The 24672-nt window shown below is 73.5% G+C and carries 21 protein-coding genes; 14 read left to right on the forward strand and 7 right to left on the reverse strand.

Annotated elements, in window-relative coordinates; genetic code table 11:
• The first annotated feature begins 26 nt into the window (after window positions 1-26).
• From ACF059_RS22110 to ACF059_RS22145, 8 genes are all read left to right on the forward strand, one after another.
• Window positions 27-2189: a right-handed parallel beta-helix repeat-containing protein gene (locus ACF059_RS22110; protein ID WP_392059748.1), complete on the forward strand. Its 2163-nt coding sequence runs from the start codon at window positions 27-29 to the stop codon at window positions 2187-2189.
• Between the two features lie 124 nt (window positions 2190-2313).
• A complete protein-coding gene (locus tag ACF059_RS22115; RefSeq protein WP_392059750.1) occupies window positions 2314-3240 on the forward strand; it encodes a hypothetical protein in 927 nt (308 codons plus the stop codon).
• 163 nt (window positions 3241-3403) lie between these two features.
• Entirely contained in the window at window positions 3404-4708 is a 1305-nt protein-coding gene (locus tag ACF059_RS22120; protein ID WP_392060329.1) for a hypothetical protein, read from the forward strand.
• A gap of 47 nt (window positions 4709-4755) precedes the next feature.
• Window positions 4756-5376 carry a TetR/AcrR family transcriptional regulator gene (locus ACF059_RS22125; protein ID WP_392060332.1) on the forward strand — a complete coding sequence of 207 codons (621 nt, stop codon included), beginning with the start codon at window positions 4756-4758 and terminating at the stop codon, window positions 5374-5376.
• A 225-nt stretch (window positions 5377-5601) separates the two neighbouring features.
• On the forward strand, window positions 5602-7833 hold the full coding sequence (locus ACF059_RS22130; protein WP_392059753.1) for a molybdopterin oxidoreductase family protein: 2232 nt from the start codon (window positions 5602-5604) through the stop codon (window positions 7831-7833).
• Window positions 7834-7906: 73 nt separating this feature from the next.
• Window positions 7907-9382: a CitMHS family transporter gene (locus tag ACF059_RS22135; protein WP_392059755.1), complete on the forward strand. Its 1476-nt coding sequence runs from the start codon at window positions 7907-7909 to the stop codon at window positions 9380-9382.
• Between the two features lie 98 nt (window positions 9383-9480).
• Window positions 9481-10893, forward strand: a complete 1413-nt coding sequence (locus tag ACF059_RS22140) for an aldehyde dehydrogenase family protein (RefSeq protein WP_392059758.1) — start codon at window positions 9481-9483, stop codon at window positions 10891-10893.
• Window positions 10894-10972: 79 nt separating this feature from the next.
• Window positions 10973-12052 (forward strand): Zn-dependent alcohol dehydrogenase, encoded by a 1080-nt coding sequence (locus tag ACF059_RS22145; RefSeq protein ID WP_392059762.1) that lies wholly within the window; start codon window positions 10973-10975, stop codon window positions 12050-12052.
• A gap of 46 nt (window positions 12053-12098) precedes the next feature.
• On the opposite strand, the gene ACF059_RS22150 is transcribed toward ACF059_RS22145, so the two are convergent.
• A complete protein-coding gene (locus tag ACF059_RS22150; RefSeq protein WP_392059765.1) occupies window positions 12099-12785 on the reverse strand; it encodes a TetR/AcrR family transcriptional regulator in 687 nt (228 codons plus the stop codon).
• Between the two features lie 78 nt (window positions 12786-12863).
• Between ACF059_RS22150 and ACF059_RS22155 the strand changes: the two genes are divergently transcribed.
• Window positions 12864-14015, forward strand: coding sequence for an acyl-CoA dehydrogenase family protein (locus tag ACF059_RS22155; protein ID WP_392059768.1), 1152 nt, complete (start codon window positions 12864-12866; stop codon window positions 14013-14015).
• A 107-nt stretch (window positions 14016-14122) separates the two neighbouring features.
• On the forward strand, window positions 14123-14779 hold the full coding sequence (locus ACF059_RS22160; protein ID WP_392059771.1) for a TetR/AcrR family transcriptional regulator: 657 nt from the start codon (window positions 14123-14125) through the stop codon (window positions 14777-14779).
• On the opposite strand, the gene ACF059_RS22165 is transcribed toward ACF059_RS22160, so the two are convergent.
• Entirely contained in the window at window positions 14770-15231 is a 462-nt protein-coding gene (locus tag ACF059_RS22165) for a MaoC family dehydratase (protein ID WP_361946544.1), read from the reverse strand. The genes ACF059_RS22160 and ACF059_RS22165 overlap by 10 nt on opposite strands.
• A 157-nt stretch (window positions 15232-15388) precedes the next feature.
• Between ACF059_RS22165 and soxR the strand changes: the two genes are divergently transcribed.
• The gene (soxR, locus tag ACF059_RS22170; protein ID WP_392059774.1) at window positions 15389-15832 is read left to right on the forward strand and encodes a redox-sensitive transcriptional activator SoxR; all 444 of its coding nucleotides are present in this window, start codon (window positions 15389-15391) and stop codon (window positions 15830-15832) included.
• Here the strand turns inward: soxR and ACF059_RS22175 are convergent.
• The 4 genes from ACF059_RS22175 to ACF059_RS22190 form a co-directional block, all read right to left on the reverse strand.
• Window positions 15813-16526 carry a 3-keto-5-aminohexanoate cleavage protein gene (locus tag ACF059_RS22175; protein WP_392059776.1) on the reverse strand — a complete coding sequence of 238 codons (714 nt, stop codon included), beginning with the start codon at window positions 16524-16526 and terminating at the stop codon, window positions 15813-15815. The genes soxR and ACF059_RS22175 overlap by 20 nt on opposite strands.
• 121 nt (window positions 16527-16647) lie before the next feature.
• Entirely contained in the window at window positions 16648-17271 is a 624-nt protein-coding gene (locus ACF059_RS22180; protein WP_392059779.1) for a hypothetical protein, read from the reverse strand.
• A gap of 95 nt (window positions 17272-17366) precedes the next feature.
• Entirely contained in the window at window positions 17367-18740 is a 1374-nt protein-coding gene (locus ACF059_RS22185; protein WP_392059782.1) for a serine-threonine protein kinase, read from the reverse strand.
• Between the two features lie 53 nt (window positions 18741-18793).
• On the reverse strand, window positions 18794-20056 hold the full coding sequence (locus ACF059_RS22190) for an exo-beta-N-acetylmuramidase NamZ domain-containing protein (RefSeq protein ID WP_392059785.1): 1263 nt from the start codon (window positions 20054-20056) through the stop codon (window positions 18794-18796).
• A 114-nt stretch (window positions 20057-20170) separates the two neighbouring features.
• Here ACF059_RS22190 and ACF059_RS22195 point away from each other — a divergent pair, with 114 nt between their 5' ends.
• From ACF059_RS22195 to ACF059_RS22205, 3 genes are all read left to right on the forward strand, one after another.
• Window positions 20171-20947 carry an SDR family oxidoreductase gene (locus ACF059_RS22195; RefSeq protein WP_392059789.1) on the forward strand — a complete coding sequence of 259 codons (777 nt, stop codon included), beginning with the start codon at window positions 20171-20173 and terminating at the stop codon, window positions 20945-20947.
• A complete protein-coding gene (locus ACF059_RS22200) occupies window positions 20932-22689 on the forward strand; it encodes a class I adenylate-forming enzyme family protein (protein ID WP_392059792.1) in 1758 nt (585 codons plus the stop codon). The genes ACF059_RS22195 and ACF059_RS22200 overlap by 16 nt, the downstream gene beginning before the upstream one ends.
• Window positions 22690-22757: 68 nt before the next feature.
• On the forward strand, window positions 22758-23363 hold the full coding sequence (locus ACF059_RS22205) for a TetR/AcrR family transcriptional regulator (protein WP_361950306.1): 606 nt from the start codon (window positions 22758-22760) through the stop codon (window positions 23361-23363).
• Window positions 23364-23429: 66 nt separating this feature from the next.
• On the opposite strand, the gene ACF059_RS22210 is transcribed toward ACF059_RS22205, so the two are convergent.
• Window positions 23430-24662: an acyl-CoA dehydrogenase family protein gene (locus ACF059_RS22210; RefSeq protein WP_392059795.1), complete on the reverse strand. Its 1233-nt coding sequence runs from the start codon at window positions 24660-24662 to the stop codon at window positions 23430-23432.
• Between the last annotated feature and the right edge of the window lie 10 nt (window positions 24663-24672).

The raw sequence follows: 24672 nt of genomic DNA on the forward strand, positions 1-24672 counted from the left end.
ATGAACAATGCTCTACTCTCACGCGCATGTCGTGGACCCGCAGGTATCCTGCCGTGCCGGCGGCGCTCCTCGCCGCCCTCCTCGCCCTCGTGTCCCTCCTCGCCGCCGCGCCCGCCGCCCGCGCACACGAGGAGCGCCCGATCACCCTCCCCGACGGCTCGGGCTCCGTACCCGAGTACCGCGCGGCGGAGCCGGACCTGATCGTCTGCAAGACCGATCGCCCCGCCTTCGAACGCCGGATATCCGCCTTCCCGGAGGAGCTCAGGCAGCGCAACCTCGCCCTGTACGACCGCTGCGAGCAGAGCGGCTACCGCCACCTCCAGCAGGCCGTCGACGCCGTCGACCGGCCGGGCATGAACATCGCGGTCCTTCCCGGCCTGTACGAGGAGGAGCCCTCACTCGGGGCCCCGGCGGGGGAGTGCGCCGCACTGAAGGCCCCGAACTCCTCCCTCGGCTACCAGATCCTCAGCTACGAGCAGCAGGTCGCCTGCCGCCACAACCAGAACCTCGTCGCGATCCTCGGCAAGACGAACCTCCAGATCGAAGGCACCGGCGCCACCCGCACGGATGTCGTCATCGACGCCAAGTACCAGAAGCTGAACGCCATCCGCGCCGACCGGTCCAACGGCGTCTACTTCCGCAACTTCACCGCCCAGCGCACCACCTTCAACTCGCTGTACGTGCTGGCGGGCGACGGCTTCGTCATCGACGATGTCCTGACCCGCTGGAACGACGAGTACGGCTTCCTGACCTTCGCCAGCGACCACGGGCTCTACAAGAACTGCGAGTCGTACGGGAACGGCGACTCCGGCATCTACCCCGGCAGCGCCTCCAACATCAACGACGGCCGAGGCTACGAGGTCCCCCGCTACTCCATCGAGATCACCGGCTGCCGCAGCCACCACAACATGGTCGGCTACTCCGGCACCGCGGGTGACTCGGTCTGGGTGCACGACAACGAGTTCGACCAGAACATGGGCGGCGCCTCAATGGACAGCGCCTTCCCCGGTCATCCCGGACTCCCGCAGAACCACGCCAAGTTCGAGCGGAACCTGATCCACGACAACAACCAGGACTACTACCGCCACGTCGCCGACGGCACCTGCGCCAAGCCGCCGATCGAGCGCGGCTACGAACGCGGTGTCGTCTGCCCGCAGATCTCCATGCCGCCGGGCACCGGCATCATCACCGCGGGCGGCAACTGGAACCTCTACGAGGACAACTGGGTGTACGGGCACCGGCGCGCGGGCTTCTTCCTCAGCGCGGTCCCGGCCTTCATGCGCGGCGAGGAGAAGTGGTCGAAGCAGACCGACACCTCCCACCACAACCGGTACGCCGCGAACACCATGGGCAAGGACAGGTCAGGCGCCGCCCGCCCCAACGGCATGGACGTGTGGTGGGACGGCCAGGGGCGCGGCAACTGCTGGCAGGACGGCCCCGACGGCTCCTCCCCGGGCACGGTCCCGCAGTGCGGTGAGCGGCGCGGCGCGGTCTCCGGGGCCTCGGCCCGGCTGGTCGGCGAACCGGTCAAGCTGGTCCAGCTCTTCGTCTGCGCGGACTACAGCGTCCAGGCGCGCAAGCTCCCGGCGGGCTGCGACTGGTACGGCGCGCGCGGTCTGGAGCGGGTCGAGACCCAGCTCGCGCTGGCGGTGGCGGCGGTCCTGCTGCTGGTCGGCGGGGCGCTGTGGTGGCGCCGCCTGCGCGGGTCGCGCCTCGGCACGGCCGCCTCGCTCCTGGGCCTGGCGGGCCTGGCCCTGGACGTGGCCGGCTCCACCATGGCCCTGTCCGCCACCTCCGTCCCCGCACTGGCCCTCCTCCTCCTCGGCCTCTGGTGGACGGGCGTCGGCGTGGCACTGCGCCCCACCCGCCCCTGGCTGGCCCGCCTCACCCTGCTCCTGGGCGCCCTCACGCTCCTCGACGCCTTCGACAAGGCCGTCCTGATGATCCCCTGGACCCCACTCAGCCCCGCCTGGCTCCGCACCCTGGTCGCCGTGATCTGGCTCCTATGGACCGCCATCGCCTCAGCCCGCCCCACCACCCCCGGCGCCGCCCCGACCGCCGCCCCCGACGCCCCCGGCGAGGACCCGGCCGACGGCCACACCCCGGCCCCCACGGCGCCGTCCCCGACCCTCGGCGCGCCGTCGACACCCGCCTCGGCCACCGCCACGACCCCGGAGGCCACGGCATGACCCGCACCCCGGCACGTCGACCGGCCGCCGTACGGACCGCGCCAGCCGCCGTATCGCCTGAGTCGGCTGCCGTGCACCCTCGGACGGCCGGCCGGCGGGCCCGGCACTCCTCGGGAGGTTCGCGATGAGCGGTGTCGACGGCGCCCGGGCCGATGACCCGGGTCGGTGCGACGCGTGCGCAGGGCCTACGAGCCGGCCGCGCCCAGCCCGCCGGGCGGCCCGCGCCACGGGCCTGCTCGCCCTCGTCCTGCTCTTGGCGGGCGGCGCGGCGACGGGCTGCGGCGGGCGGGCCACCACCCACCACAAGCCCGGCACCAGCCACGAGCAGGCCACCGGAAGCGTGGGCACCTTGCTCACCGCCGCCGACGGCACCGGCCACCGGCTGCGCGAGGTCCCGGCCGAGGGCGCGCCGGAGGTCCAGCTCATTGCCCGGCCCGACTCCGAGGACGGCTGGAACCTCCAGCTGGCGGTGAAGAACTTCCGCTTCACCCCCGACAGCACCGGCGGCGCGGCCCTCCCGGGCGCGGGCCACGCGCACCTGGAGCTCGACGGCCGCAAGCTGGCCCGGCTGTACGGCCCCTGGTTCCACCTGCCCGCCGCCCAGGTCCCCGAAGGCACGCACACCCTGACCGTCCGCCTCTACGCGGACGACCACACCGCCTGGGCGGTATCCGGCAAACCGGTCGAGGGCACGGCCCCGCTCACCGCCACCGCCCAGGCCGCACCCGGCGGCCACAGCCACGGCGGCACGCCGCCACCCCCGGCACAGCCCCCGGCGGCGCCCGAAGCCGACCGGACCGTCACCATCACCGTCCGGGACGGCAAGGTCAGCCCGGCCCCCGCCCGCACCGAGCTACGGCGCGGGGAGCGGGTCGCCCTGCGCGTCACCAGCGACCGCGCGGACACCTTGCACGTCCACGGATACGACAAGGAACTCGCCCTGCCCGCTGGCCAGGAGGCCACCCTGGTCCTGACGGCCGACCGCACGGGCCTCTTCGAGGTCGAGACCCACGAGTCCGACCTCGTCCTGACCCAACTCCTCGTCCGATGACCCCGCCCCGCCCCGCGCTCAGCGTCGGGACCCCGGCGGCCGCGCCGTCGGGTGAAAGCGGCCGTAGGGCACCATCGTGGGCGGGCCGGTGGTGAGCCCGGGCGGGCCGGGCCTCCTCCCGGGCACGGGCCCCGGTGCGGGCGGCGGCGGTCGCGGCCAGGGCGTGGTCCTTCACCCGGCCGATCCGCTCACCGCGCTCGCGCACGGGATCGGCTCCCAGCACGATCTGCCCATCTCTCCCTTCTACGCGTTCGCCGGTGCCTTCGCCGCTCTCTTCGTCTCCTTTCTCGCGCTCGGCCTGCTCTGGTCCACCTCCCGCTTCCGCGGAAACCGCTCGGGGCTCGCCCTGCCCGCCGCCCTTCAGCGGGTGGCCGACGCGCCGGCCACCCGCACCGCACTGCGCGGGCTGGGACTCGCTGCCGCACTTGCCGTTCTGCTCCACCTCCTCCTCGGTCCCGACGACCCCGCACGCAACCCCGCTCCCGGCGCCGTCTACGTCCTCCTCTGGGTCGGACTCGTCCCCGCCTCCCTCCTCCTCGGCCCCGTCTGGCGCCTCCTTAACCCGCTCCGCACCCTGCACCGCCTGCTCTCCCGGGCCCTGCGTCCCCGCGACCCCGGCCGCCGCCCCCTCCCCGCCCGACTCGGACAATGGCCCGCCGCCGCCGGACTATTCGGCTTCACATGGCTCGAACTCGTCGCTCCTGACCCCGCATCCACCACCACCCTCCTGTTCGCCCTCGCCGCCTACGCCACGGCCCAACTCGCGCTCGCCGCCCGCTTCGGCGAGCGCTGGTTCGACGACGGAGACGCCTTCGAGGCGTACTCCGCCCTCCTGGCCCGGCTCTCCCCCCTCGGCCGCCGCAGCGACGGCCGCCTCGTCCTCCGTAACCCCTTCCACGGACTCGACGCGACACCCGAGCGGCCCGGACTCGTCGCCACCGTCTGCGTCCTGCTCGGCTCCACCGCCTACGACGGCTTCTCCGACAACCCCTCCTGGATCAACGTCCTCCAGACCTCCCCCCTCGGCCGCACCCCCGCGGCCACACTCGGACTGCTCGCTTCCATCGCCCTCGTCGCCACCCTGTACTGCCTCTGCGCGGCGGCCACCCGCCTCGTCAGCGGCCCGCACCCCAGCCCGCTGACCGCCTTCGCGCACTCACTCGTGCCGATCGCCCTCGGCTATCTCATCGCTCACTACTTCTCCCTCCTTGTAGTCGAAGGACCACGCATGGTAAGCATGGCACTCGGCACTGACAACGCCCCCGAAGCCGCCCCACCCCTGGGTCCCGGGGCCCTCGCCGCCCTCCAGGTCGTCGCCGTCGTCGCAGGTCACGTGCTCGGCGTCGTCGCGGCCCACGACCGCTCGGTCCGCCTCTTCCCGCCCGCGAAGGCCGTGGCCGGCCAACTGCCGCTGCTCGCGCTGATGATCACGTACACCGTCGGCGGACTCAGCCTGCTGCTGAACTGAAAGCCGAACCGAGGCCCCCGGCGCACCCGAAAGCGAGGAACGGCATGATGGACCCCGTGCCTCCCGCCCCCTCCCTGCGCCGTGCGCCGATACAGCAGCGCAGCGCCGACCGGCTCGCCCGGATCCTCGACGCCTGCGCCGAAGTGCTGGACGAGACCGGGTACGAAAACCTCAGCACCCGCGCCGTCGCACAGCGCGCCGGCGTACCGATCGGTTCCGTCTACCGCTTCTTCGGCAACAAGCGGGCCATGGCCGTCGCGCTCGCCCACCGCAACCTGGACCGCTACGCCGAAGGCATCGCGGAGCGGCTCGCCGAGCTCCCGGCCACCCACTGGCGGCCCGTCGTGGACGCGGTGCTGGACGAGTACCTGACGATGAAACGCAGCGTCCCCGGCTTCGCGCTCATCGACTTCGGCGTGCCCGCGCCCCCGGCCGAGGGTCCGGACGTCGACCCCAACCGCCAGGTCGCCGCGCGTCTGACCGAACTGCTCTCCGCGCACCTCGGCCTGACGCCCGACGCCGTCCTCGAACGCGCCGTCCTGGTCGCCGTCGAGGCCACCGACGCCCTGATCCACCTGGCCTTCCGGACCGACCCGGCCGGGGATCCGGACATCGTCGCCGAGACCCGCGCGATGATGCACGCCTACCTGGCCCGCGTACTGGACTGAGCCCCCTGCGGCCTTCCCCTGCCCCTGGCGCCCTGTCCTCGGCCTCCCCCTGCCCCTGGCGCCCCGTCCCCGGTCTCCCTCTGCTCTGGCGCCCCGTCCCCGGCCCGCCCCGCCCACCCCCCGCCGTACTTGCTCCCGCCGGACCCTCCTCTCCGTGCCTACCGGTCGGTATGCTCGAAGGGCCCGCGTGTCCGCGCCGCAGTCCGCCGCCGCCCTGGAGGGCCCATGCCCCGCACCGCCCTGCGCATCTGCCCCCTCTGTGAAGCCACCTGCGGCCTGACCCTCACCATCGAGGGCACCACGGTCACGGGGGCCCGAGGCGACCGCGAGGACGTCTTCAGCAAGGGCTTCGTCTGCCCCAAGGGCGCCACCTTCGGCCAGCTCGACGCGGACCCCGACCGGCTACGGACCCCCCTCGTCCGCCGCGACGGCCGGCTCCAGGAGGCCACCTGGGAGGAGGCCTACGACGCCATCGCGGCCGCCGTCCCCGCGCTCGTCCGGGAGCACGGTGCCCTGTCGGTCGGCGTGGTCCTCGGCAATCCGAACTCCCACACCATGGCCGGCGCGCTCTACCCCCCGCTGCTCCTCAAAGCCCTCGGCACCCGCAACGTGTTCACCGCGAGCACCCTCGACCAGATGCCCAAGCACGTCTCCAGCGGGCTGCTCTTCGGCGACCCCTTCGCCATCGCGGTTCCCGATCTCGACAGGACCGACTTCCTGCTGCTCCTCGGCGCGAACCCGGTCGAGTCGAACGGCTCCCTGTGCACCGCCCCCGACTTCCCCGGCCGGCTCAAGGCCCTGCGCAGCCGCGGCGGAACGCTGGTCGTCGTCGACCCGCGCCGCACGCGCACCGCCGCGCTCGCCGACCGCCACCTCGCGCCGCGCCCCGGCAGCGACGCCCTGCTGCTCGCCGCCCTCGCCCACACCCTGCTCGCGGAGAAGCTCGCCGCCCCCGGCGAACTGGAGGAACAAGCCGAGGGACTCGGGGAACTCGCCGACGCGCTCGCGAGTTTCACTCCTGAGGCCGTAGCCCCCGCCTGCGACCTTCCGGCCGACGAGATCCGCACCCTCGCCCGCGAGCTCGCGGCCGCGCCCACCGCCGCCGTCTACGGGCGCATCGGCAGCTGCACCGTCGAGTACGGCACCCTGACCAGCTGGCTGGTCGACGTACTCAACATCCTCACCGGCAATCTCGACCGGCCGGGCGGAGTCCTCTTCCCCCTGCCCGCCGCCGGACCCCGGCCCCGCCCCGCCGGGCCCGGCAAGGGCTTCAGCCTCGGTCGCTGGCACAGCAGGGTCAGCGGGCACCCCGAGGCCAAGAGCGAACTGCCCACCGCCGCCCTGGCCGAGGAGATCGAGACCCCGGGGGAGGGGCAGCTCCGCGCGCTCATCTGCATCGCCGCCAATCCGGTCCTGTCCGCACCCGACGGCGACCGGCTCGACCGGGCGCTGGCCGGGCTCGACTTCATGGTCTCGGTCGACCCGTACCTGAACGAGACCTCACGCCACGCCCACGTGGTGCTGCCCCCGCCGCCGCCCTCGCAAAGCGCCCACCACGACTTCGCCTTCAACGGCTTCGCCATCCGCAACCAGGTGCGCTACACCCGCTCGGCCGTCCCCCTGGAGGCGGGCCGTCTCGACGAGTGCGACATCCACGCGCGTCTCGTCCTCGCCGTCTCCGGCATGCACGGTGCGGCGGGCCCGGAAGCCGTCGACGAGCTGGCCGTCCAGGCCGCCCTGGTCAAGGAGACCGCCGATCCCCGCTCCCCGCTGCACGGGCGGGACCCGGCAGACCTCGCCGGCCTCCTCACCGGCGACAGCGGTCCCGAGCGCCGCCTCGACCTGATGCTGCGACTCGGGCCGTACGGAGACCGGTTCGGCGCGGATGCCGAAGGCTCGCTCAGCCTGGAGCGACTCCTCGCACACCCGCACGGCATCGACCTGGGTCCGTTGCAGCCCCGGCTCCCGGGCGTGCTGAAGACCCGCAGCGGCAGGATCGAGCTGCTCCCGGAACCGATCGCGGCCGAGCTGCCCAGGCTGCGGGAGTCGCTCGCCCACCACCCCGCCACCCTGGTGCTCGTGGGCCGCCGCCATCTGCGGTCCAACAACAGCTGGTCTCACAACGTCCCGGCCCTCACCGGAGGTTCCAACCGCTGCACCCTCCACGTCCACCCGCAGGACGCCGGGCGGCTCGGTCTCACCGACGGGGGACGGGCCAGGGTCACCGCCGACGGCGGGAGCCTGGAGGTGCCCGTCGAGGTCACCGAAGCCGTCCGCGCCGGCGTGGTGAGCCTTCCGCACGGCTGGGGCCACGACCGTCCCGGGACCCGGCTCTCGGTGGCTTCCGCCGTGCCCGGCGTGAACGTCAACCAGCTGCTCGACGGCACCCGGCTCGACCGGCTGTCGGGCACCGCGGTGCTCAACGGGTTCCCCGTTGAACTGACACCCCTGCCCTGAGCTGGGGTTTTGCTCGTATTGCTCACACGCGGACGTCTTGTTGGGCCGGGGAGGCGGCACCTACCTTCCCTCCATGCTGACCTTCCTCGGCTTCGCCATGATCGCGACCTTCCTGGTCCTGATCATGATGAAGAAAATGTCGCCCATCGCGGCGCTCGTCCTCATCCCCGCACTCTTCTGCGTGTTCGCAGGCAAGGGCGCGCACCTCGGCGACTACGTCATCGAAGGCGTCGGCAAGCTCGCACCGACCGCCGCCATGCTGATGTTCGCCATCGTCTACTTCGGCGTGATGATCGACGTCGGCCTCTTCGACCCGATCGTGCGCGGCATCCTGCGCTTCTGTAAGGCGGACCCGATGCGGGTGGTGGTCGGCACCGCCGTCCTCGCCGCCATCGTCTCGCTCGACGGCGACGGGTCGACCACCTTCATGATCACCGTGTCGGCCATGTATCCGCTGTACAAGCGGCTCGGGCTGAGCCTCGTGGTCATGACGGGGGTCGCGGCCACGGCCAACGGCGTCATGAACACCCTGCCCTGGGGCGGCCCCACGGCGCGCGCCGCCACCGCACTCAAGCTCGACGCCGCCGACATCTTCGTCCCGATGATCCCGGCCCTCGCGGTGGGCCTGCTCTTCGTGTTCGTCCTGGCGTACGTCCTCGGCGTCAAGGAGCGGCGCCGCGTCGGCATGCTGGTCCTGCCCGGCCAGGCGGAGCCCGAGACTGTGGAAGCGTCTCTCGTCCCGGCCGCCCCCCGCTCGACCGAGGCCGAGGCCAAGGCCGAAGCCGAAGCCGGAGCCGGAGCCGGAGCCGAGGCGAATGCCGACGCCCCCCGGCCCTCCTCCGCCACCGTCGCCACCGGCTCAGATCCCGTCCCGCAGGCGGGCGCCGCGTCGGCGCCCGAGGACGGTTTCCAGGGCCTCGACCCCCACCGTGCCACGCTGCGACCGCGCCTCTACTGGTTCAACGCCGGGCTCACCGTCGCACTCCTCACCGCGATGATCATGGAGCTGTTGCCCATACCGGTGCTCTTCCTGCTCGGCGCCGCCCTCGCCCTCACCGTGAACTTCCCCCACATGCCGGACCAGAAGGGCCGCCTCGCCGCCCACGCCGACAACGTCCTGAACGTCGCCGGCATGGTTTTCGCCGCCGCCGTCTTCACGGGCGTCCTCACCGGCACCGGCATGGTCAAGCACATGGCCGACTGGCTCGTCGGCGCCATCCCCGAGGGCATGGGCCCGCACATGGCGCTCGTCACCGGTCTGCTGAGCCTTCCGCTCACCTACTTCATGTCCAACGACGGCTTCTACTTCGGTGTGCTGCCCGTCCTCGCGGAGGCAGGCGCCGCCCACGGCGTCTCCTCGCTGGAAATCGCCCGCGCCTCCCTGGTCGGCCAGGCGCTGCACATGTCGAGCCCCCTGGTTCCGGCCGTCTACGTCCTCGTCGGGATGGCCAAGGTCGAGTTCGGCGACCACACCCGTTTCACCGTGAAATGGGCTGCTCTGACCTCCCTCGTCGTCCTCGCGGCAGGGATGGTTTTCGGCATCATCTGATCCTGGCCGCCCCCTGGTCACCAAAAACTACCGGCGCTAGTTTGTAGGGTGTTCGCGAGGTCGGACCTACGCGCTCGTGCGTGCTCGGGAGGAATGCCATGAAGGCCCACGACGGGATGTACATAGACGGCGAGTGGCGGCCTGCCGTCGGACGCGACCGGATCGAGGTCGTGAACCCCGCCGACGAGCAGGTCATCGCCGAGGTCCCCGCCGGGACCGGCGAGGACGTGGACGCGGCCGTACGCGCGGCCCGTGCCGCCTTCCCCGGCTGGGCGGCCACGCCTGCGGCCGAGCGGGGCGCCCTGATCCGTGCGCTGCGCGACGTACTGCAGGCCCGTAAGGCCGAGATCGCCGACACCATCACCGCCGAACTCGGCTCCCCGATCGGCTTCTCGACGATGGTCCACGTCGGGTCGCCGATCGCGGTGGCCTCCTCCTACGCCGAGCTCGCGTCCTCGTACGCCTTCGAGGAGCGGATCGGGAACTCCACCGTGCTGCTGGAGCCGGTCGGCGTCGTCGGAGCCATCACGCCGTGGAACTATCCGCTGCACCAGATCGTTGCAAAGGTGGCGCCCGCTCTCGCCGCCGGCTGCACCATCGTCCTCAAGCCCGCCGAGGACACCCCGCTGACCGCACAGCTCTTCGCCGAAGCCGTGCACGAGGCGGGCATCCCGGCGGGAGTCTTCAACCTGGTAACCGGGACCGGCCCGGTCGCCGGGCAGGCCCTTGCCGCGCACGAGGGAGTCGACCTCGTCTCCTTCACCGGCTCGACCGCCGTCGGCAAGCAGATCGGCGCCACCGCCGGCGCCGCCGTCAAGCGGGTCGCCCTCGAACTGGGCGGCAAATCGGCCAATGTCATCCTGCCCGGCGCCGACCTGGCCAAGGCCGTCGCGGCAGGCGTGGGTCACGTCATGAACAACACCGGCCAGAGCTGCAACGCGCTCTCCCGCATGCTCGTCCACTGTGACCAGTACGAGGAGGCCGTCTCGCTCGCGGCCGCCGCCGTCGCCGCGTTCCCCACCGGCGACCCGCGCGAGCCGGGCACCCGCGTCGGCCCGGTCGTCAACGCCAAGCAGCACGAGCGCGTCCGCGGCTACATCGCCAAGGGCGTGGACGAGGGCGCGCGCCTCGTCGCGGGCGGCCCGGAGACACCGCACGAGCAGGGGTACTTCGTCGCCCCGACCGTGTTCGCCGACGTCACCCCCGACATGACCATCGCCCAGGAGGAGATCTTCGGCCCGGTGCTGTCGATCCTCCCGTACGAGGACGAGGAGGAGGCCCTGCGCATCGCCAACGGCACCGTCTACGGCCTGGGCGGCGCCGTATGGGCCGAGGACGAGGCGACGGCCGTGGCCTTCGCGCGCCGTATGGACACCGGGCAGGTGGACATCAACGGCGGTCGCTTCAACGTGCTCGCGCCCTTCGGCGGCTACAAGCAGTCGGGTGTCGGCCGCGAGCTTGGCCCGCACGGCCTGGCGGAGTACCTCCAGACCAAGTCCCTGCAGTTCTGATTCCGAGTAGTTCTGATCCCGAGCACCGCACCGCTCCGCACCTCCGCCCTCATCGCACCGGAAAGACGAGACGACGACCATGGTCCGCGCCGCCATCCTGCCCGCCGTCGGAGCCCCGCTGGAGATACGGGAGATCGTGCTGCCCGATCCCGGTCCCGGGCAGGTCCGGGTGCGGCTCACCGCAGCCGGGGTCTGCCATTCCGACCTCTCCCTCACCACCGGCACCATGCGGGTCCCCGTGCCCGCCGTCCTCGGCCATGAGGGCGCGGGTACGGTCCTCGCCGTCGGGGAGGGCGTCAGTCACGTCGCCCCCGGCGACGGCGTGGTGCTCAACTGGGCCCCGTCCTGCGGCCGGTGCCACCACTGCACCCTCGGCGAGGTCTGGCTGTGCGCCTCGGCGCTCTCCGGCGTCGGCGCCGTCTACGCCCACGACGCCGAGGGTGTCGAGCTGCACCCCGGACTGAACGTGGCCGCCTTCGCCGAGGAGACCGTCGTCGCGGCCAACTGCGTGCTGCCCGCGCCCGCCGGCATCCCGCTCGCCGAGGCCGCCCTGCTCGGCTGCGCCGTCCTCACCGGTTACGGGGCCGTCCACCACAGCGCCCAGGTCCGTCCCGGCGAATCGGTGGCGGTCTTCGGCGTCGGCGGTGTCGGCCTGTCCGCCCTCCAGTCCGCCCGGGTCGCCCAGGCGGGCCCCGTCATCGCCGTCGACGTGTCCCCGGCGAAGGAGGAGCTGGCCCGCGCCGCAGGGGCCACCGACTTCGTGCTCGCCTCCGACACCACCGCCAAGCAGATCCGCGCGCTCACCGGCGGGCACGGCGTGGACGTCGCCGTGGAATGCGCGGGCCGGGCGCAGAGCATCCGCGCGGCCTGGGAGTCCACCCGTCGCGGCGGCCGCACCACGGTCGTCGGCATCGGGGGCAAGGAGCAGCAGATCACCTTCCACGCCCTGGAGATCTTCCACTTCGCCCGCACCCTCACCGGCTGCGTCTACGGCAACAGCGACCCCGCCGTCGACCTCCCGGTGATCGCCGAGCACGTCCGCGCGGGCCGCCTCGACCTCGGCGCCCTGGTCACCGACCGCATCACCCTCGACGGCATCCCGGCGGCCTTCGACGCGATGCTCGCGGGCAAGGGCGGCCGCTCGCTCGTCGTCTTCTAGCGGTCGTCTTCCAGCCCGTCTCGGCTCTTCAGCCCGTCTCGGCTCTTCAGCCGGCTGGACGCTCCGGCGGGGCGTCCAATCGGGCGTCCAGCGGGGCGTCCTTCAACGCCGCGTACTGGAGGGCCAGCCCGTCCAGCAGCGCCGCCAGGCCCGTCTCGAAGGCGCCCTCGTCCACCTCGCGCTGCCGCTCGGCCAGCAGGTGGGCCTGGCCCAGGTGGGGGTAGTCCGCCGGGTCGTATGCCGTGCGGTCGTCCACGAAACCCCGGGCGAACGAGGCCACCGCCGAGCCCAGGATGAAGTAGCGCATCAGCGCGCCGATCCGGGTCGCCTGCGCCGGAGGCCAGCCCGCCGCCGTCATCGCGCCGAACACCGCGTCCGCCACCCGGAGTCCGGCCGGGCGGCGGCCCGGGCCCCGCGCCAGCACCGGGACGATGTGCGGATGGTCCGACAGGGCGTCCCGGTAGGAGTGCGCCCACGCGTGCAGGGCCCCGCGCCAGTCCTGGCCGGCCCCCTCGAACATCGACAAGTCGACCCGCGCGCTCACCGCGTCCGCCACCGCCTCCAGGATCTCGTCCTTGGTGCGGAAGTGGTTGTACAGGGAAGGCCCGCTGACCCCGAGCGCGGCCGCCAGCCGACGCGTCGACACCGCCTCCAGCCCCTCCGCGTCCACCAGCTCACCCGCCGCCTCGACGATCCGGGCTCTGCTGAGGAGGGGCTTGCGCGGTCTGGCCATGCGCCACATAGTAGGCCCTGTCCGCCATAAACTACCGGCGCTAGTTAAAAGCCCGGACGAGGTGCCCGGAGGTGCCCGGTGAACATGGAGCTGAGCGAGGAGCAGGCCGCCGTACGCCGGCTCGCCCGCGAGTTCACCGAGCGCGAGGTGGCCCCGTACGCCGCCGCGTGGGACCGCGCCGAGAGCGTGGACCGGGCCGTCGTGAAGAAGCTCGGGGCCCTGGGCTTCCTCGGGATGACCGTCCCCGAGGAGTACGGCGGCTCCGGCGGCGACCACCTCGCCTACGCCCTGGTCACCGAGGAGCTCGGGCGCGGCGACTCCGCCGTGCGCGGCATCGTCTCCGTCTCCCTCGGCCTCGTCGCCAAGACCATCGCGGCCTGGGGGACCGAGGAGCAGAAGCGCGCCTGGCTGCCCCGGCTGTGCTCCGGCGACGCGCTCGGCTGCTTCGGCCTGACCGAACCGGGCACGGGCTCCGACGCGGGCAGCCTCACCACCCGCGCCGTGCGGAAGGGGGACTCGTACGTCCTCGACGGCGGCAAGACGTTCATTACGAACGGCACCTGGGCCGACGTCGTGCTCCTCTTCGCCCGCACCGGCGAGGAGCCCGGCCACCGCGGGGTCAGCGCCTTCCTCGTCCCCGCCGACACCCCGGGTCTGAGCCGCCGCGAGATCCACGGCAAGCTCGGCCTGCGCGGCCAGGCCACCGCCGAGCTCACCCTCGACGGCGTGCGCGTGCCCGCCTCCGCGCTGCTCGGCCCTGAGGGCAAGGGGTTCTCGGTCGCCATGTCCGCCCTGGCCAAGGGCCGGATGTCGGTCGCCGCCGGCTGCGTGGGCATCGCCCAGGCGGCGCTGGACGCGGCCGTTTCGTACGCCGGCCAGCGCGAGCAGTTCGGCAAGCCGATCGCCCAGCACCAGCTGGTCCAGGAGCTCATCGCCGACATCTCCGTCGACGTGGACGCGGCCCGGCTGCTGACCTGGCGGGTAGCGGACCTCATCGACCGCGGCCTGCCCTTCGCCGTCGAGTCCTCCACCGCCAAGCTCTTCGCCTCCGAGGCCGCCGTGCGCGCCGCGAGCAACGCCCTCCAGGTGCACGGGGGTTACGGCTACATCGACGAATACCCGGCGGGCAAGCTGCTGCGCGACGCCCGCGTGATGACCCTGTACGAGGGCACCAGCCAGATCCAGAAGCTGCTCATCGGCCGCGCCCGCACGGGAGTGTCCGCCTTCTGAGCCCGCCGGCCGTCCTCCGCCCCAATCGGAGGGACGATCTCCGCTAAGCGCTTGCTCACCCTCCGGTAAGGTGTTCATTCCTGCAAGGCGAAGAGGGTGAGCGAGAGATGGACAGCGCGGTGGAGACCGGCGGCTACCAGCCGTGGTCGGAGGTCACCCCCGACGCCGCGCGGCGGCTGCTCGTCGCCGCCGTCGAGGCCTTCGCCGAGCGTGGGTACCACGCCACCACCACGCGCGACATCGCCAGCCGCGCCGGCATGAGCCCGGCCGCGCTCTACATCCACTACAAGACCAAGGAAGAGCTGCTCCACCGCATCAGCCGGATCGGCCACGACAAGGCGCTGGAGATCCTCACCACGGCGGCCGCGGGCCCCGGCTGCGCCGCCGACCGGCTCGACGCCGCCGTGCGGTCGTTCGTCCTGTGGCACGCGGCGCACCACACCACCGCGCGCGTGGTCCAGTACGAGCTCGACGCCCTCGCCCCGGAGCACCGCTCCGAGATCGTGGCCCTGCGCCGGCAGAGCGACGCGGTCGTGCGCCGCATCCTCGTCGAGGGGGTCGCGGCGGGGGAGTTCGACGTCCCCGACGTGCCCGGCACCACCCTCGCCGTGCTGTCGCTGTGCATCGACGTGGCCCGGTGGTTCAACGTGGCCGGGCAGCGCACCCCCGACGAGGTCGGCGCGCTCTACGCCGACCTCGTGCTGCGCATGGTGGCCGCGCGGCCCCGCCCTCAGCAGGAGCAGCCCCGCCGCCCTCAGAAGTAGTAGCGGGACACCGCTTCGGCCACGCACACCGGCTTGTCGCCGCCCTCGCGCTCGACCGTGACGGTGGCCGTGACCTGTACGCCGCCGCCCGCCTCCGCGACCTCCGTGATCACGGCCGTGGCGCGCAGCCGCGAGCCGACCGGCACCGGCGCCGGGAAACGCACCTTGTTCGCCCCGTAGTTGAGGCCCATCCGCATGCCCTCGACCCGCATGACCTGCGGTACCAGGCTGGGCAGCAGGGACAGCGTCAGATAGCCGTGCGCAATGGTGGAACCGAAGGGTCCGGACGCCGCCCGCTCCGGGTCCACGTGGATCCACTGGTGATCCCCGGTGGCGTCCGCGAAGAGGTCGATCCGCTTCTGGTCCACCTCCAGCCAGTCGCTGGGGCCGAGCGGCGCGCCGATCCCGGCGTGCAGCTCCTCGGCGGACGTGAAGATCCTCGGCTCGGCCATGCCCTGCTCCTGCCTTCTCGACTACGACGGACGTACGGGACGTACGGGACGTACGGGCGACTGCCGCTGGCTGGTGTGCGACCGGGCGAACAAGCGCTTGCTCAGCATGGTCGGACCGTATGTGTATGTCAACGGACCTCCGACTACCCTCGGCCGGGTGCCGCAGATTCCCGAGAACGTCCACGAGCTCACCGTCGGCCAGCTGTCCGCCCGCAGCGGCGCGGCCGTCTCGGCGCTCCACTTCTACGAGGCCAAGGGCCTGATCAGCAGCCGCCGCACCTCCGGCAACCAGCGCCGCTACACCCGCGACGCACTGCGCAGGGTGGCCTTCGTCCGCGCCGCCCAGCGCGTGGGCATCCCCCTGGCCAGCATCCGCGAGGCACTGGCCCGCCTCCCCGAGGAGCGCACCCCCAACCGCGAGGACTGGGCCCGCCTCTCCGAGGCCTGGCGCGCCGAACTCGACCAGCGGATCAGTCAACTCGGGCGACTGCGCGACCACTTGACCGACTGCATCGGCTGCGGCTGCCTGTCCCTGGAAACCTGCGCCCTGTCCAACCCGGACGACGCCTTCGGCGACCGGCTCACCGGCTCACGGCTGTAGGCCGGCGCTGCTCCAGCGCCGCCGTCACCAGCTCGGCGTTCGACCGCGCCGGCCGCCCGTCCGGCAGGTGCAGTACGTCGCCTACGCCGGTCCGCGCGCCCGCGCCGCACCGTACGGCCAGCCGCAGCACCGGCCAGGCGGCCGCCTCCCGCCCGTACAGCAGCACGGCCACCGGCGGCAGGCCGGGCAGGGCGGCCACCAGGGTGGGATCGGCCGACGCGAGCTCGGCGACGAGCCGGACCCGGGCGGGCTCGCGCACCGGCCAGGCCAGGAACCGTCGCATGGGCTCCGGCCCGGCCGGTCCGCCCAGCGCGACCTCCGCGTCCACCGCGACGCCCCGCGCCAGCAACACCTCGGCCAAGTCCGCGGCCCCCGGCTCCGCGAAGTCCACGACCGTGCGGTCCGGCAGCACCGTCCACGACCGCACCCGCTCAAGGCGCCCCGCGGGATCGGGCTCGGCCCCGATGCTCGCGCACACCGCGAGCGGCACACCGACCCCCGCGCCCCGCAGCGCCTCCAGCGCCGGCCCGACCACCCGGGGCGAGAGGCTCTCCCTCCCGCACGGGGTCCGCGGGTGCACCAGCACCTCCCCGGCCCCGGCGGCGACCGCCAGCCGCGCCGCCTGCGCCAGGTCCTCCGGCGACATCGGCACGGCCACCCCGTCGACGGCGCTCCGGGAGCCGTTCAACGACACGGGCAGCGCAAAACCCCCGCCGGGGCCCGGGCTCACGCGGCCCCCGGGCGCAGGCCGCGGCCCGGGCGCATGCCGCCCCCTGGCCACACACCGTGCCGCGTGCTCGCGCCGTGCCCCAGGCTCACGCCGCCCCCGCCGTGGGGGTGTCCGCCAGTGCCGGCTTCGGCACCACGATCCCGCAGCCCGCGCACACCGGACCGTCCCAGGCCCAGGCCCCTTCCCACGGGCCGTGCCCGGAGCTCCCGCCGGCCCCGGACGGAACGCGCCTCGGCCCCGCCGTCACCGGCGGCCAGCGCAGCTCCTGCTCCCCGCAGACCGGGCACGCGGTGCCCGGCTCCGACTCCAGCGCCCGCACCAGCCTGCGCAATACCTCGCCCAGCGACCCCTCCGGCCGCACCCCCGGATCCGCGCACCGCACCACCGCGTCCCCGCTCCCGCCCCACGCCCACTCCGGCCGGCGCAGCCCGTGGTGCTTCTCCCGTCTGCGCCGTTCCGCGAACTGGCGCTCGTACTCCAGCCACACCGCCCGCGCGTCCTCCAGCTCCTCCAGCGCGGCGACCAGCCGCAGCGGATCCGCCCCGCGGTCCTCGGGGGCGATCCCGTGCCGGTCGCACAGGTGCCACCAGGTCGCCCGGTGCCCGTACGGCGCGAACCGCTCCAGGCAGCGGCGCAGCGAATGGCGCCGCAGGGCGCGGTCGTTGCGCGCGTCGCGCACCTGATAGGCCAGACTCCGGAAACCCGCCATCACACCATCACCTCCGCCGATGTGCCCAACATGCCCGGCAGGGGCCGGGCGCATGCGGGGGCGGTCGAGGCGTGCGGGTGGCACGTGGCCGGAAGTCAGCGCCCCATGCGCCCCGCTCCCACCACGAGCCGGGCCAGTTCCTCGTGGCAGATGTCGCTGTGCGCCCCCGACGGGGCGCCGCCGCGCCGCACCACGGAGCCCGCGTCCACACTGACGCAACCGGTCGCGGGCACCCCCTCGCGCAGGGCCGCGTCGAGGCTCAGCCGCGGCGCGCCCGGCACCGCCCGCACCCCGTCGTGCCCGACCGCGCCCCAGCGCTCGTCGAAGCCGAGCAGACCGGCCGAATCGCCTGCCATCCGGGCGGCGAGCGGATAGAACACCCTCAGGGCCGAGTCGTGCGGTGAGTGACAGGCCACCACCGGTCCGTCGACCCTGCCGTGGAGGCCGCGCAGGGCGCCGCCGTTGCGCTCGTCGTGCGGCAGCCGGTCGGCGAACGCGTAATGGGAGAAGGCCCCTTGGAGCAGGGTCACGGACTTCACGTAACGGGCTCCGGCCGGCACCGCGCGCAGCGAGAACGACACCACCCGCGCCCCGAAGCTGTGCCCGATCAGATGGAAGCGCAGCGCCGGCCGGCCGGCCGCGATCTCTGCCAGGACCGGCCCGAGCCCGCGCTCACCGACCACTCCGGCCCGCTTCTTCATCTTGTAGTACGTCGCCTGCCGCAGCAGTTCCTTGGCGCCGCCCCACAGGCCGCGCAGCCCGCCGCCGAGTGCGAGACCCGGCTCGTCCGAGCTCCCGGCCGGCGCGCCCGCCTCGACCAGGGCCTGGGTGAGGGCCCGGCAGACCTCCAGTACGTCGTCCACGAAGATCGCGGGAACCGACGGGGCGGCCGCCGTGGCCACCGCGTCCACCCCCGCCAGCTCCCGTACGAGGGCGCCGAACTCGATGAAGGCGACCGCCGAGTCCGGCCGCTCCTCCAGCAGCTGCGCCACCTTGTCCAGCTCCGCCTGCCGCCCCGGCCAGAACGCGTCGAGTGCCTGCCGGGTGGCGGCGTCCAGCGCCGTACCGGCGGACGCCGGGGCCGCGGCGACGGCGCCGGGCGCGTCGAAGTCGGGTATCGGCTCGTCGGAGAAACGCATCGCGGGCCATACGACGCCCACGTAGCCGAGGCGCACCCCCGGCCCGACGAGCCCCGGGAAGGGGGCGAAGAAGCGGTCGTAGAGCCGGGTCGCCGTCGAGCGGTCGCTGTTCCAGCCGTGCGCGAAGACCAGGACGTCCGTGGCCTCCATCCGGGCCACCGTCCCCTGCGTCGCCCGGTCGACGTCCCCCTCGGCGTCGAAGGTCAGCTCCGCGTACGGCCCGACCCCGATCCCGGCCCCCACCCCCACCCCGATCTCGGCCCAGATTCCGGCCCCGCCACCGATCCCCGCCATGACGACCCCCTCGACGCCCTGCCTCAGCCGCAGCACTGGCCAGCATCCTGCTGTCGTGCCCGTCCGGCCAGCCCCCCGGCACGGTCGTCTCACGCGTAGAGCAGGTACTGCCGGCGCACCGCCTCGAACCGTGCCAGCTCCGTCGCCCAGTCGCCCGCGATCTCCTCCACCCCGGCCCCCGCGTCCACCATCGTCCGCACCCGGTCCGAGCCGGTCAGCCGGTCGATCCAGTGGTCCGCGCGCCAGCCGAAGCCGCTCCACGTCCGCCGGGCGGTGACCAGCAGGCCGATCCCGGCCCGCACGGGGTCGAAGGACGCCCGGTCGTGGACGATCAGCCGCACCCCGCCGCACACCTTCCCCACGTGCTGGGAGAAGGTCGGGGTGAAGTAGGCCTCCCGGAACCACACCCCGGGCAGCTCCAGCGCGTTCGCCGCCTCGGCCCACCGCCGGTCCACGCCCGGCGCGCCCAGCACCTCGAACGGGGTGGTCGTCCCGCGCCCCTCGGAGAGGTTCGTCCCCTCGAACAGGCAGGTGCCCGCATACGCCAGAGCCGTGTCCGCGGTCGGCATGTTCGGGCTCGGCGGCACCCAGGGCAGCCCGGTCTCCCCGAAGAACGACCCCCGCCGCCACCCGGACATCGACACCGTCCGCAGCCTGACCGGCTTGTCAGCCAGGAACTCGCCGTTGAACAGCAGGGCCAGCTCGGCCGCCGTCATCCCGTGCGCCAGCGCGATCGGCTCCCGGCCGACGAAGCTCGCGTACGGCCGTCGCAGCACCGGTCCCGCGGCCCGTCGGCCGCCCACCGGATTGGGCCGGTCCAGCACCACCACCGCCTTGCCGGCGAGCGCGGCGGCGCGCATGCAGTCGTAGAGGGTCCAGATGTAGGTGTAGAAGCGCGCCCCGACGTCCTGGATGTCGAAGACGACCGTGTCGATCCCGGCCGCCGTGAACACGTCCGCGAGCCGCTGCCCGCTCAGGCCGTACGTGTCGTACACCGGCAGCCCGGTCGCCGGATCGCGCCCTGCCCCCTCGGCGTCGCCCGCCTGCGCCGTCCCGCGGAACCCGTGCTCGGGCCCGAACACCGCGACGAGCCGCACCCGCGCGTCCGCGTGCAGGACGTCGACCAGGTGCCGGGCGTCGGCCGTGATCCCGGTGGGGTTGGTGACCACCCCGACCTTCTGACCGGCCAGTACGCCATAACCGTCCGCGGCCAGACGCTCGAAACCGGTCCGGACCCGCCCGCCGCGCGGCCCGCTGGCCCCGGCGGTCCGGCCCGGCTCAGCGGCTCCCACCGTCCCCAGCGCGCCCACGGCCCCCGCCAGTCCCAGCACCCCGCGTCGTGACACCGTCATCCGGCCACGCTACGAGTCGCGCCCCTTCCGCCCGAACATACCGACTGGTTAGTCTGCTCGACGTCGGGAACCCGGCACGCCCCCGCCGGGCATCCGCATCCGGCCCTACGAGAGGTGTCCCCCGTGAGCGCGTACCAGGACCAGCGAGTCGTCGTCACCGGAGCGGGCGGCGGCATCGGCGCCGCCCTCGCCCACCGCTTCGCGGCCGAGGGCGCCACCGTGGTGGTCAACGACCTCGACCCGGCCAGGGCCGCCGCCGTGGCGGCAGCGATCGGGCCGCGGGCGATCCCGCTCGCCGGGGACGCGTCGGAGATCGTGGCCGAGGCCCGCGAGGCGCTCGGCGGCACGGTCGACACCTCCTACTGCGCCAACGCCGGGCTCGCCTCGGGTGGAGACGCGTTCGCCGACGAGGCCGTCTGGGAGGCGGCCTGGGACACCAACGTCATGGCGCACGTGCGCGCCGCCCGCCTGCTGCTGCCGGACTGGCTGGAGCGCGGGAGCGGCCGGTTCGTGTCCACCGTCTCCGCCGCCGGGCTGCTGACCATGATCGGAGCGGCCCCGTACAGTGTCACCAAGCACGGTGCGCTCGCCTTCGCCGAATGGCTCTCGCTGACCTACCGCCACCGCGGCGTCCAGGTCCACGCGATCTGCCCGCAGGGGGTGCGCACCGACATGCTGACCGCCGCGGGCTCGGCGGGCGAACTCGTCCTCGCGCCGACCGCGATCGAGCCGGAAGCGGTCGCGGACGCGCTGTTCGACGGCATGGAGAAGGGACGCTTCTTGATCCTGCCGCACCCCGAGGTCGCCGGTTACTACGCCGCCCGCGCCACCGAGCCGGACCGCTGGCTGAGCAACATGAGCCACCTCCAGCAGAAATGGGAGACCAGGTGACCTCCTCGTACGCCGCCAAACCCTGGCTCGCCCTGCTCAGCCCGGCCCAGCGGGCGCCCCACACGCCGCCGGTCACCGTGCTGCACGCCTTCCGCGCGGCCGCCGCCCGCGCTCCCGGGCGCACCGCCCTGGCCTATTTCGACGGCCGGATCGCATACGCCGAGGCCGACGCGCTCTCCGACTCGGTCGCCGGCCACCTCGCCGCGCGGGGCGTCCGCCGTGGGGACCGGGTCGCGGTCATGCTCCAGAACACCCCGCACTTCGTGCTCGCCGTGCTGGCCGCATGGAAGGCCGGGGCCGTGGTCGTCCCGCTCAACCCCATGTACAAGGCGGGCGAGGTCGGGCACATCCTCCGCGACGCCGGGGCGGCCGCACTGGTCTGCGAGGGCCGCGCGTGGAGCGCGTACCTGCGCGGGGCCGTGGACGGCAGCGCCGTACGGACGGTCCTGACCGCCTCCGACACGGACTTCCAGACGCGCCACGACGCGCGGCTCTTCAGCCCGGCACCCGAGGCCCCGGCACCCGAGGCCCCGGCGTCCGAGACCCCCGCGTCCGAGGCCCCGGCGTCCCAGGCCCCGGCGCCTGACGCGCCCGAGACCCCCGCCCCCTCCGCCCCCGCCGTCGACGACTTCGCCACCGTGGCCCGCCGCGGCCACCCCGCGCCGGACGCCCCCGCCCCCACCGCCGCCGACACCGCCCTGATCAGCTACACCTCCGGCACCAGCGGCGCCCCCAAGGGCGCGATGAACCCGCACGGCGCGCTCACCCACAACGCCGGCCGGCAGGTCGCCGGCCACCCCCTCCCCGAGGGCGCCACCTACTTCGCCCTGGCGCCCCTCTTCCACATCACCGGCATGGTGTGCGAGCTCGCCGCCTGCTTCGTCAACGCCGGGACCCTCGCCCTCGCCCACCGCTTCGACGCCGGAGTCGTCCTCGACGCCTTCCTCGAACACCGCCCCGCCTACACCGTCGGACCGGCCACCGCCTTCATCGCCCTCGCCGCCCATCCCGGCGCCACCCCGGACCACTTCGCCTCCTTCCAGGTCGTCTCCTGCGGCGGAGCCCCCCTCCCGCCCGCGCTCGTCGCCCGCCTGCGCACCGCCTTCGGCATTTCCCTCCGCAACGGCTACGGCCTCACCGAGACCACCGCCGCCTGCGCCTCCGTGCCCGTGCACCGCGAAGCCCCCGTCGACCCCGCCACCGGCACCCTCTCCGTGGGCCTGCCGGGCGCCGACACCGTCGTGCGCGTCCTCGACGAGCAGGGCGCCGAGGTCCCCTTCGGCGAGACGGGTGAGATAGCCGTGCGCGGCCCCCAGGTCGTGCCCGGCTACTGGGGGCTCCCCGCCGAGACCGCCGAGGCCTTCCCGGACGGCGAACTGCGGACCGGCGACGTCGGCTTCATGGACCCGGACGGCTGGCTCTACGTCGTCGACCGCAAGAAGGACATGATCAACGCCTCCGGCTTCAAGGTCTGGCCGCGCGAGGTCGAGGACGTCCTCTACACCCACCCCGCCGTCCGCGAGGCCGCCGTGGTCGGGGTCCCCGACCCGTACCGGGGAGAGAGCGTCAAGGCGTACGTGAGCCTGCGCCCGGGCACCTCGGCCGCGCCGGAGGAGCTCTCGGCCCACTGCGCCGCGCGCATCGCCGCGTACAAATACCCGCGCCAGGTGGAGATCCTGCCTGTCCTTCCGAAGACGACCAGTGGCAAGATCCTGCGACGGGAACTGCGCGAGCGCGGCTGAATACAGTCGGATGGTCGTACAGCTGGTCGCGACGGCCAGGCAGGAACGAGGAAGGGAAGGCCAGCACCATGGCGGCCAAGAGCACGGAGCCCGAAGGCACCCACGAAGCCCCGGTACCGCAGCGGCTGCTGGCCGTCGCCACCAGGCTGTTCGCCGAGCGCGGCTACGACCGCACCTCGGTCCAGGAGATCGTCGAGGCGGCCGGCGTCACCAAGGGCGCGCTCTACCACTACTTCGGGTCCAAGGACGATTTGCTGCACGAGGTGTACGCGCGGATGCTGCGCCTCCAGCAGCAGCGGCTCGACGCGGTGGCCGGATCCGACGCCCCCGTCGAGGAACGGCTGCGGGCGGCCGCCGCCGACGTGGTCGTCACCACGATCGAGAACCTCGACGACGCGATGATCTTCTTCCGGTCGATGCACCAGCTCAGCCCGGAGAAGTTCAAGCAGGTCCGGGCGGAGCGCCGGCGCTACCACGAGCGCTTCCGGGCCCTGGTGGAGGAGGGCCAGCGCACGGGCGTGTTCTCCACCGCCACTCCCGCGGACCTGGTGGTGGACTACCACTTCGGGTCCGTCCACCACCTGTCCACCTGGTACCGGGCGGACGGCCCGCTCACGCCGCAGCAGGTGGCCGACCACCTCGCCGACCTGCTGCTGCGCGCGCTGCGTCCGTAAACGGGGCGGGCGCCTGCGACTCCCGTCCGGCGGCGTCCGCAGCGGCCGCCGCCGGCCGCGACTCCGCTACTGGTAGCGCTTCAGCTCCCGCCGCGCCAGCGACCGCTGGTGCACCTCGTCCGGGCCGTCGGCCAGCCGCAGGGTCCGCGCCGCCGCCCACAGCTCGGCCAGCGGGAAGTCCTGGCTCACCCCGCCCGCGCCGTGCAGCTGCACCGCCTGGTCCAGGATCCCCACCACCGCCCGCGGGGTCGCGATCTTGATGGCCTGGATCTCGGTGTGCGCGCCCCGGTTGCCGACCGTGTCCATCAGCCACGCCGTCTTCAGCACGAGCAGCCGCGCCTGCTCCACCGCGACCCGGGCGTCGGCGATCCAGGTCTGTACGACGCCCTGCGCCGCCAGCGGCTTGCCGAAGGCGGTACGGTCCACCGCGCGCCGGCACATCAGCTCGATGGCCCGCTCCGCCATGCCGATCAGCCGCATGCAGTGGTGGATGCGGCCCGGGCCGAGCCGGGCCTGGGCGATGGCGAAGCCGCCGCCCTCCTCACCGATCAGGTTCGCCGCCGGGACCCGGGCCCCGTGGAAGACCACCTCGGCGTGGCCGCCGTGGTCGTGGTCCGGGTACCCGTACACCGTCATCGCCCGGCGCACCTCCACCCCCGGGGTGTCGCGCGGGACCAGGATCATCGACTGCTGGCGGCGCGGATCGGCGCCCTGCGGGTCGGTCTTGCCCATCACGATGAAGATCCTGCAGTCCGGGTTCATGGCCCCGGAGATGTACCACTTGCGCCCGGTGACCACGTACTCGTCCCCGTCGCGCTCGATGCGGGTCTCGACGTTCGTCGCGTCCGAGGAGGCCACCTCGGGCTCGGTCATGGCGAAGGCGGAGCGGATCTCCCCGGCCAGCAGGGGTTCGAGCCACTGCTTCTTGTGCTCCTCGGTGCCGAAGTGCGCGAGCAGCTCCATGTTGCCGGTGTCGGGGGCCGCGCAGTTCGTCGCCATGGGCGCCAGGTGCGGGCTGCGGCCGGTGATCTCGGCGAGCGGGGCGTACTGCAGGTTGGTCAGACCGGCGCCGTGCCCGTCCTCGGGAGCGCCGTGCCGGTTGACGTAGAAGAGGTTCCACAATCCCTGGCGGCGTGCTTCGGCCTTCAGTTCACCGAAGACGGCCGGGGTGTCCCAGGGCGAGGCCAGCCGTGCGCGCTGCTCGGCGGCGACGGGCTCCGCCGGGTAGACGTACTCCTCCATGAACGCGAGGAGCCGCTCGCGGAGTTCCTCGGTCCGGGCGTCGAATGCGAAGTCCATGGGTGCCTGC

Origin of the sequence: Streptomyces sp. NPDC016562 (assembly GCF_043076955.1) — a bacterium.
Taxonomy (GTDB): Bacteria; Actinomycetota; Actinomycetes; order Streptomycetales; family Streptomycetaceae; genus Streptomyces.

Coding starts and splice junctions, on each gene's coding strand:
- ACF059_RS22130 (WP_392059753.1), top strand. CDS start 5,602: ATGCCCCGCACCGCCCTGCGCATCTGCCCCCTCTGTGAAGCCACCTGC.
- ACF059_RS22115 (WP_392059750.1), top strand. CDS start 2,314: ATGAGCGGTGTCGACGGCGCCCGGGCCGATGACCCGGGTCGGTGCGAC.
- ACF059_RS22210 (WP_392059795.1), bottom strand. CDS start 24,662: ATGGACTTCGCATTCGACGCCCGGACCGAGGAACTCCGCGAGCGGCTC.
- ACF059_RS22180 (WP_392059779.1), bottom strand. CDS start 17,271: ATGGCGGGTTTCCGGAGTCTGGCCTATCAGGTGCGCGACGCGCGCAAC.
- ACF059_RS22140 (WP_392059758.1), top strand. CDS start 9,481: ATGAAGGCCCACGACGGGATGTACATAGACGGCGAGTGGCGGCCTGCC.
- ACF059_RS22205 (WP_361950306.1), top strand. CDS start 22,758: ATGGCGGCCAAGAGCACGGAGCCCGAAGGCACCCACGAAGCCCCGGTA.
- ACF059_RS22135 (WP_392059755.1), top strand. CDS start 7,907: ATGCTGACCTTCCTCGGCTTCGCCATGATCGCGACCTTCCTGGTCCTG.
- ACF059_RS22145 (WP_392059762.1), top strand. CDS start 10,973: ATGGTCCGCGCCGCCATCCTGCCCGCCGTCGGAGCCCCGCTGGAGATA.
- ACF059_RS22125 (WP_392060332.1), top strand. CDS start 4,756: ATGGACCCCGTGCCTCCCGCCCCCTCCCTGCGCCGTGCGCCGATACAG.
- ACF059_RS22150 (WP_392059765.1), bottom strand. CDS start 12,785: ATGGCCAGACCGCGCAAGCCCCTCCTCAGCAGAGCCCGGATCGTCGAG.
- ACF059_RS22110 (WP_392059748.1), top strand. CDS start 27: ATGTCGTGGACCCGCAGGTATCCTGCCGTGCCGGCGGCGCTCCTCGCC.
- ACF059_RS22165 (WP_361946544.1), bottom strand. CDS start 15,231: ATGGCCGAGCCGAGGATCTTCACGTCCGCCGAGGAGCTGCACGCCGGG.
- ACF059_RS22200 (WP_392059792.1), top strand. CDS start 20,932: ATGGGAGACCAGGTGACCTCCTCGTACGCCGCCAAACCCTGGCTCGCC.
- ACF059_RS22160 (WP_392059771.1), top strand. CDS start 14,123: ATGGACAGCGCGGTGGAGACCGGCGGCTACCAGCCGTGGTCGGAGGTC.
- ACF059_RS22190 (WP_392059785.1), bottom strand. CDS start 20,056: ATGACGGTGTCACGACGCGGGGTGCTGGGACTGGCGGGGGCCGTGGGC.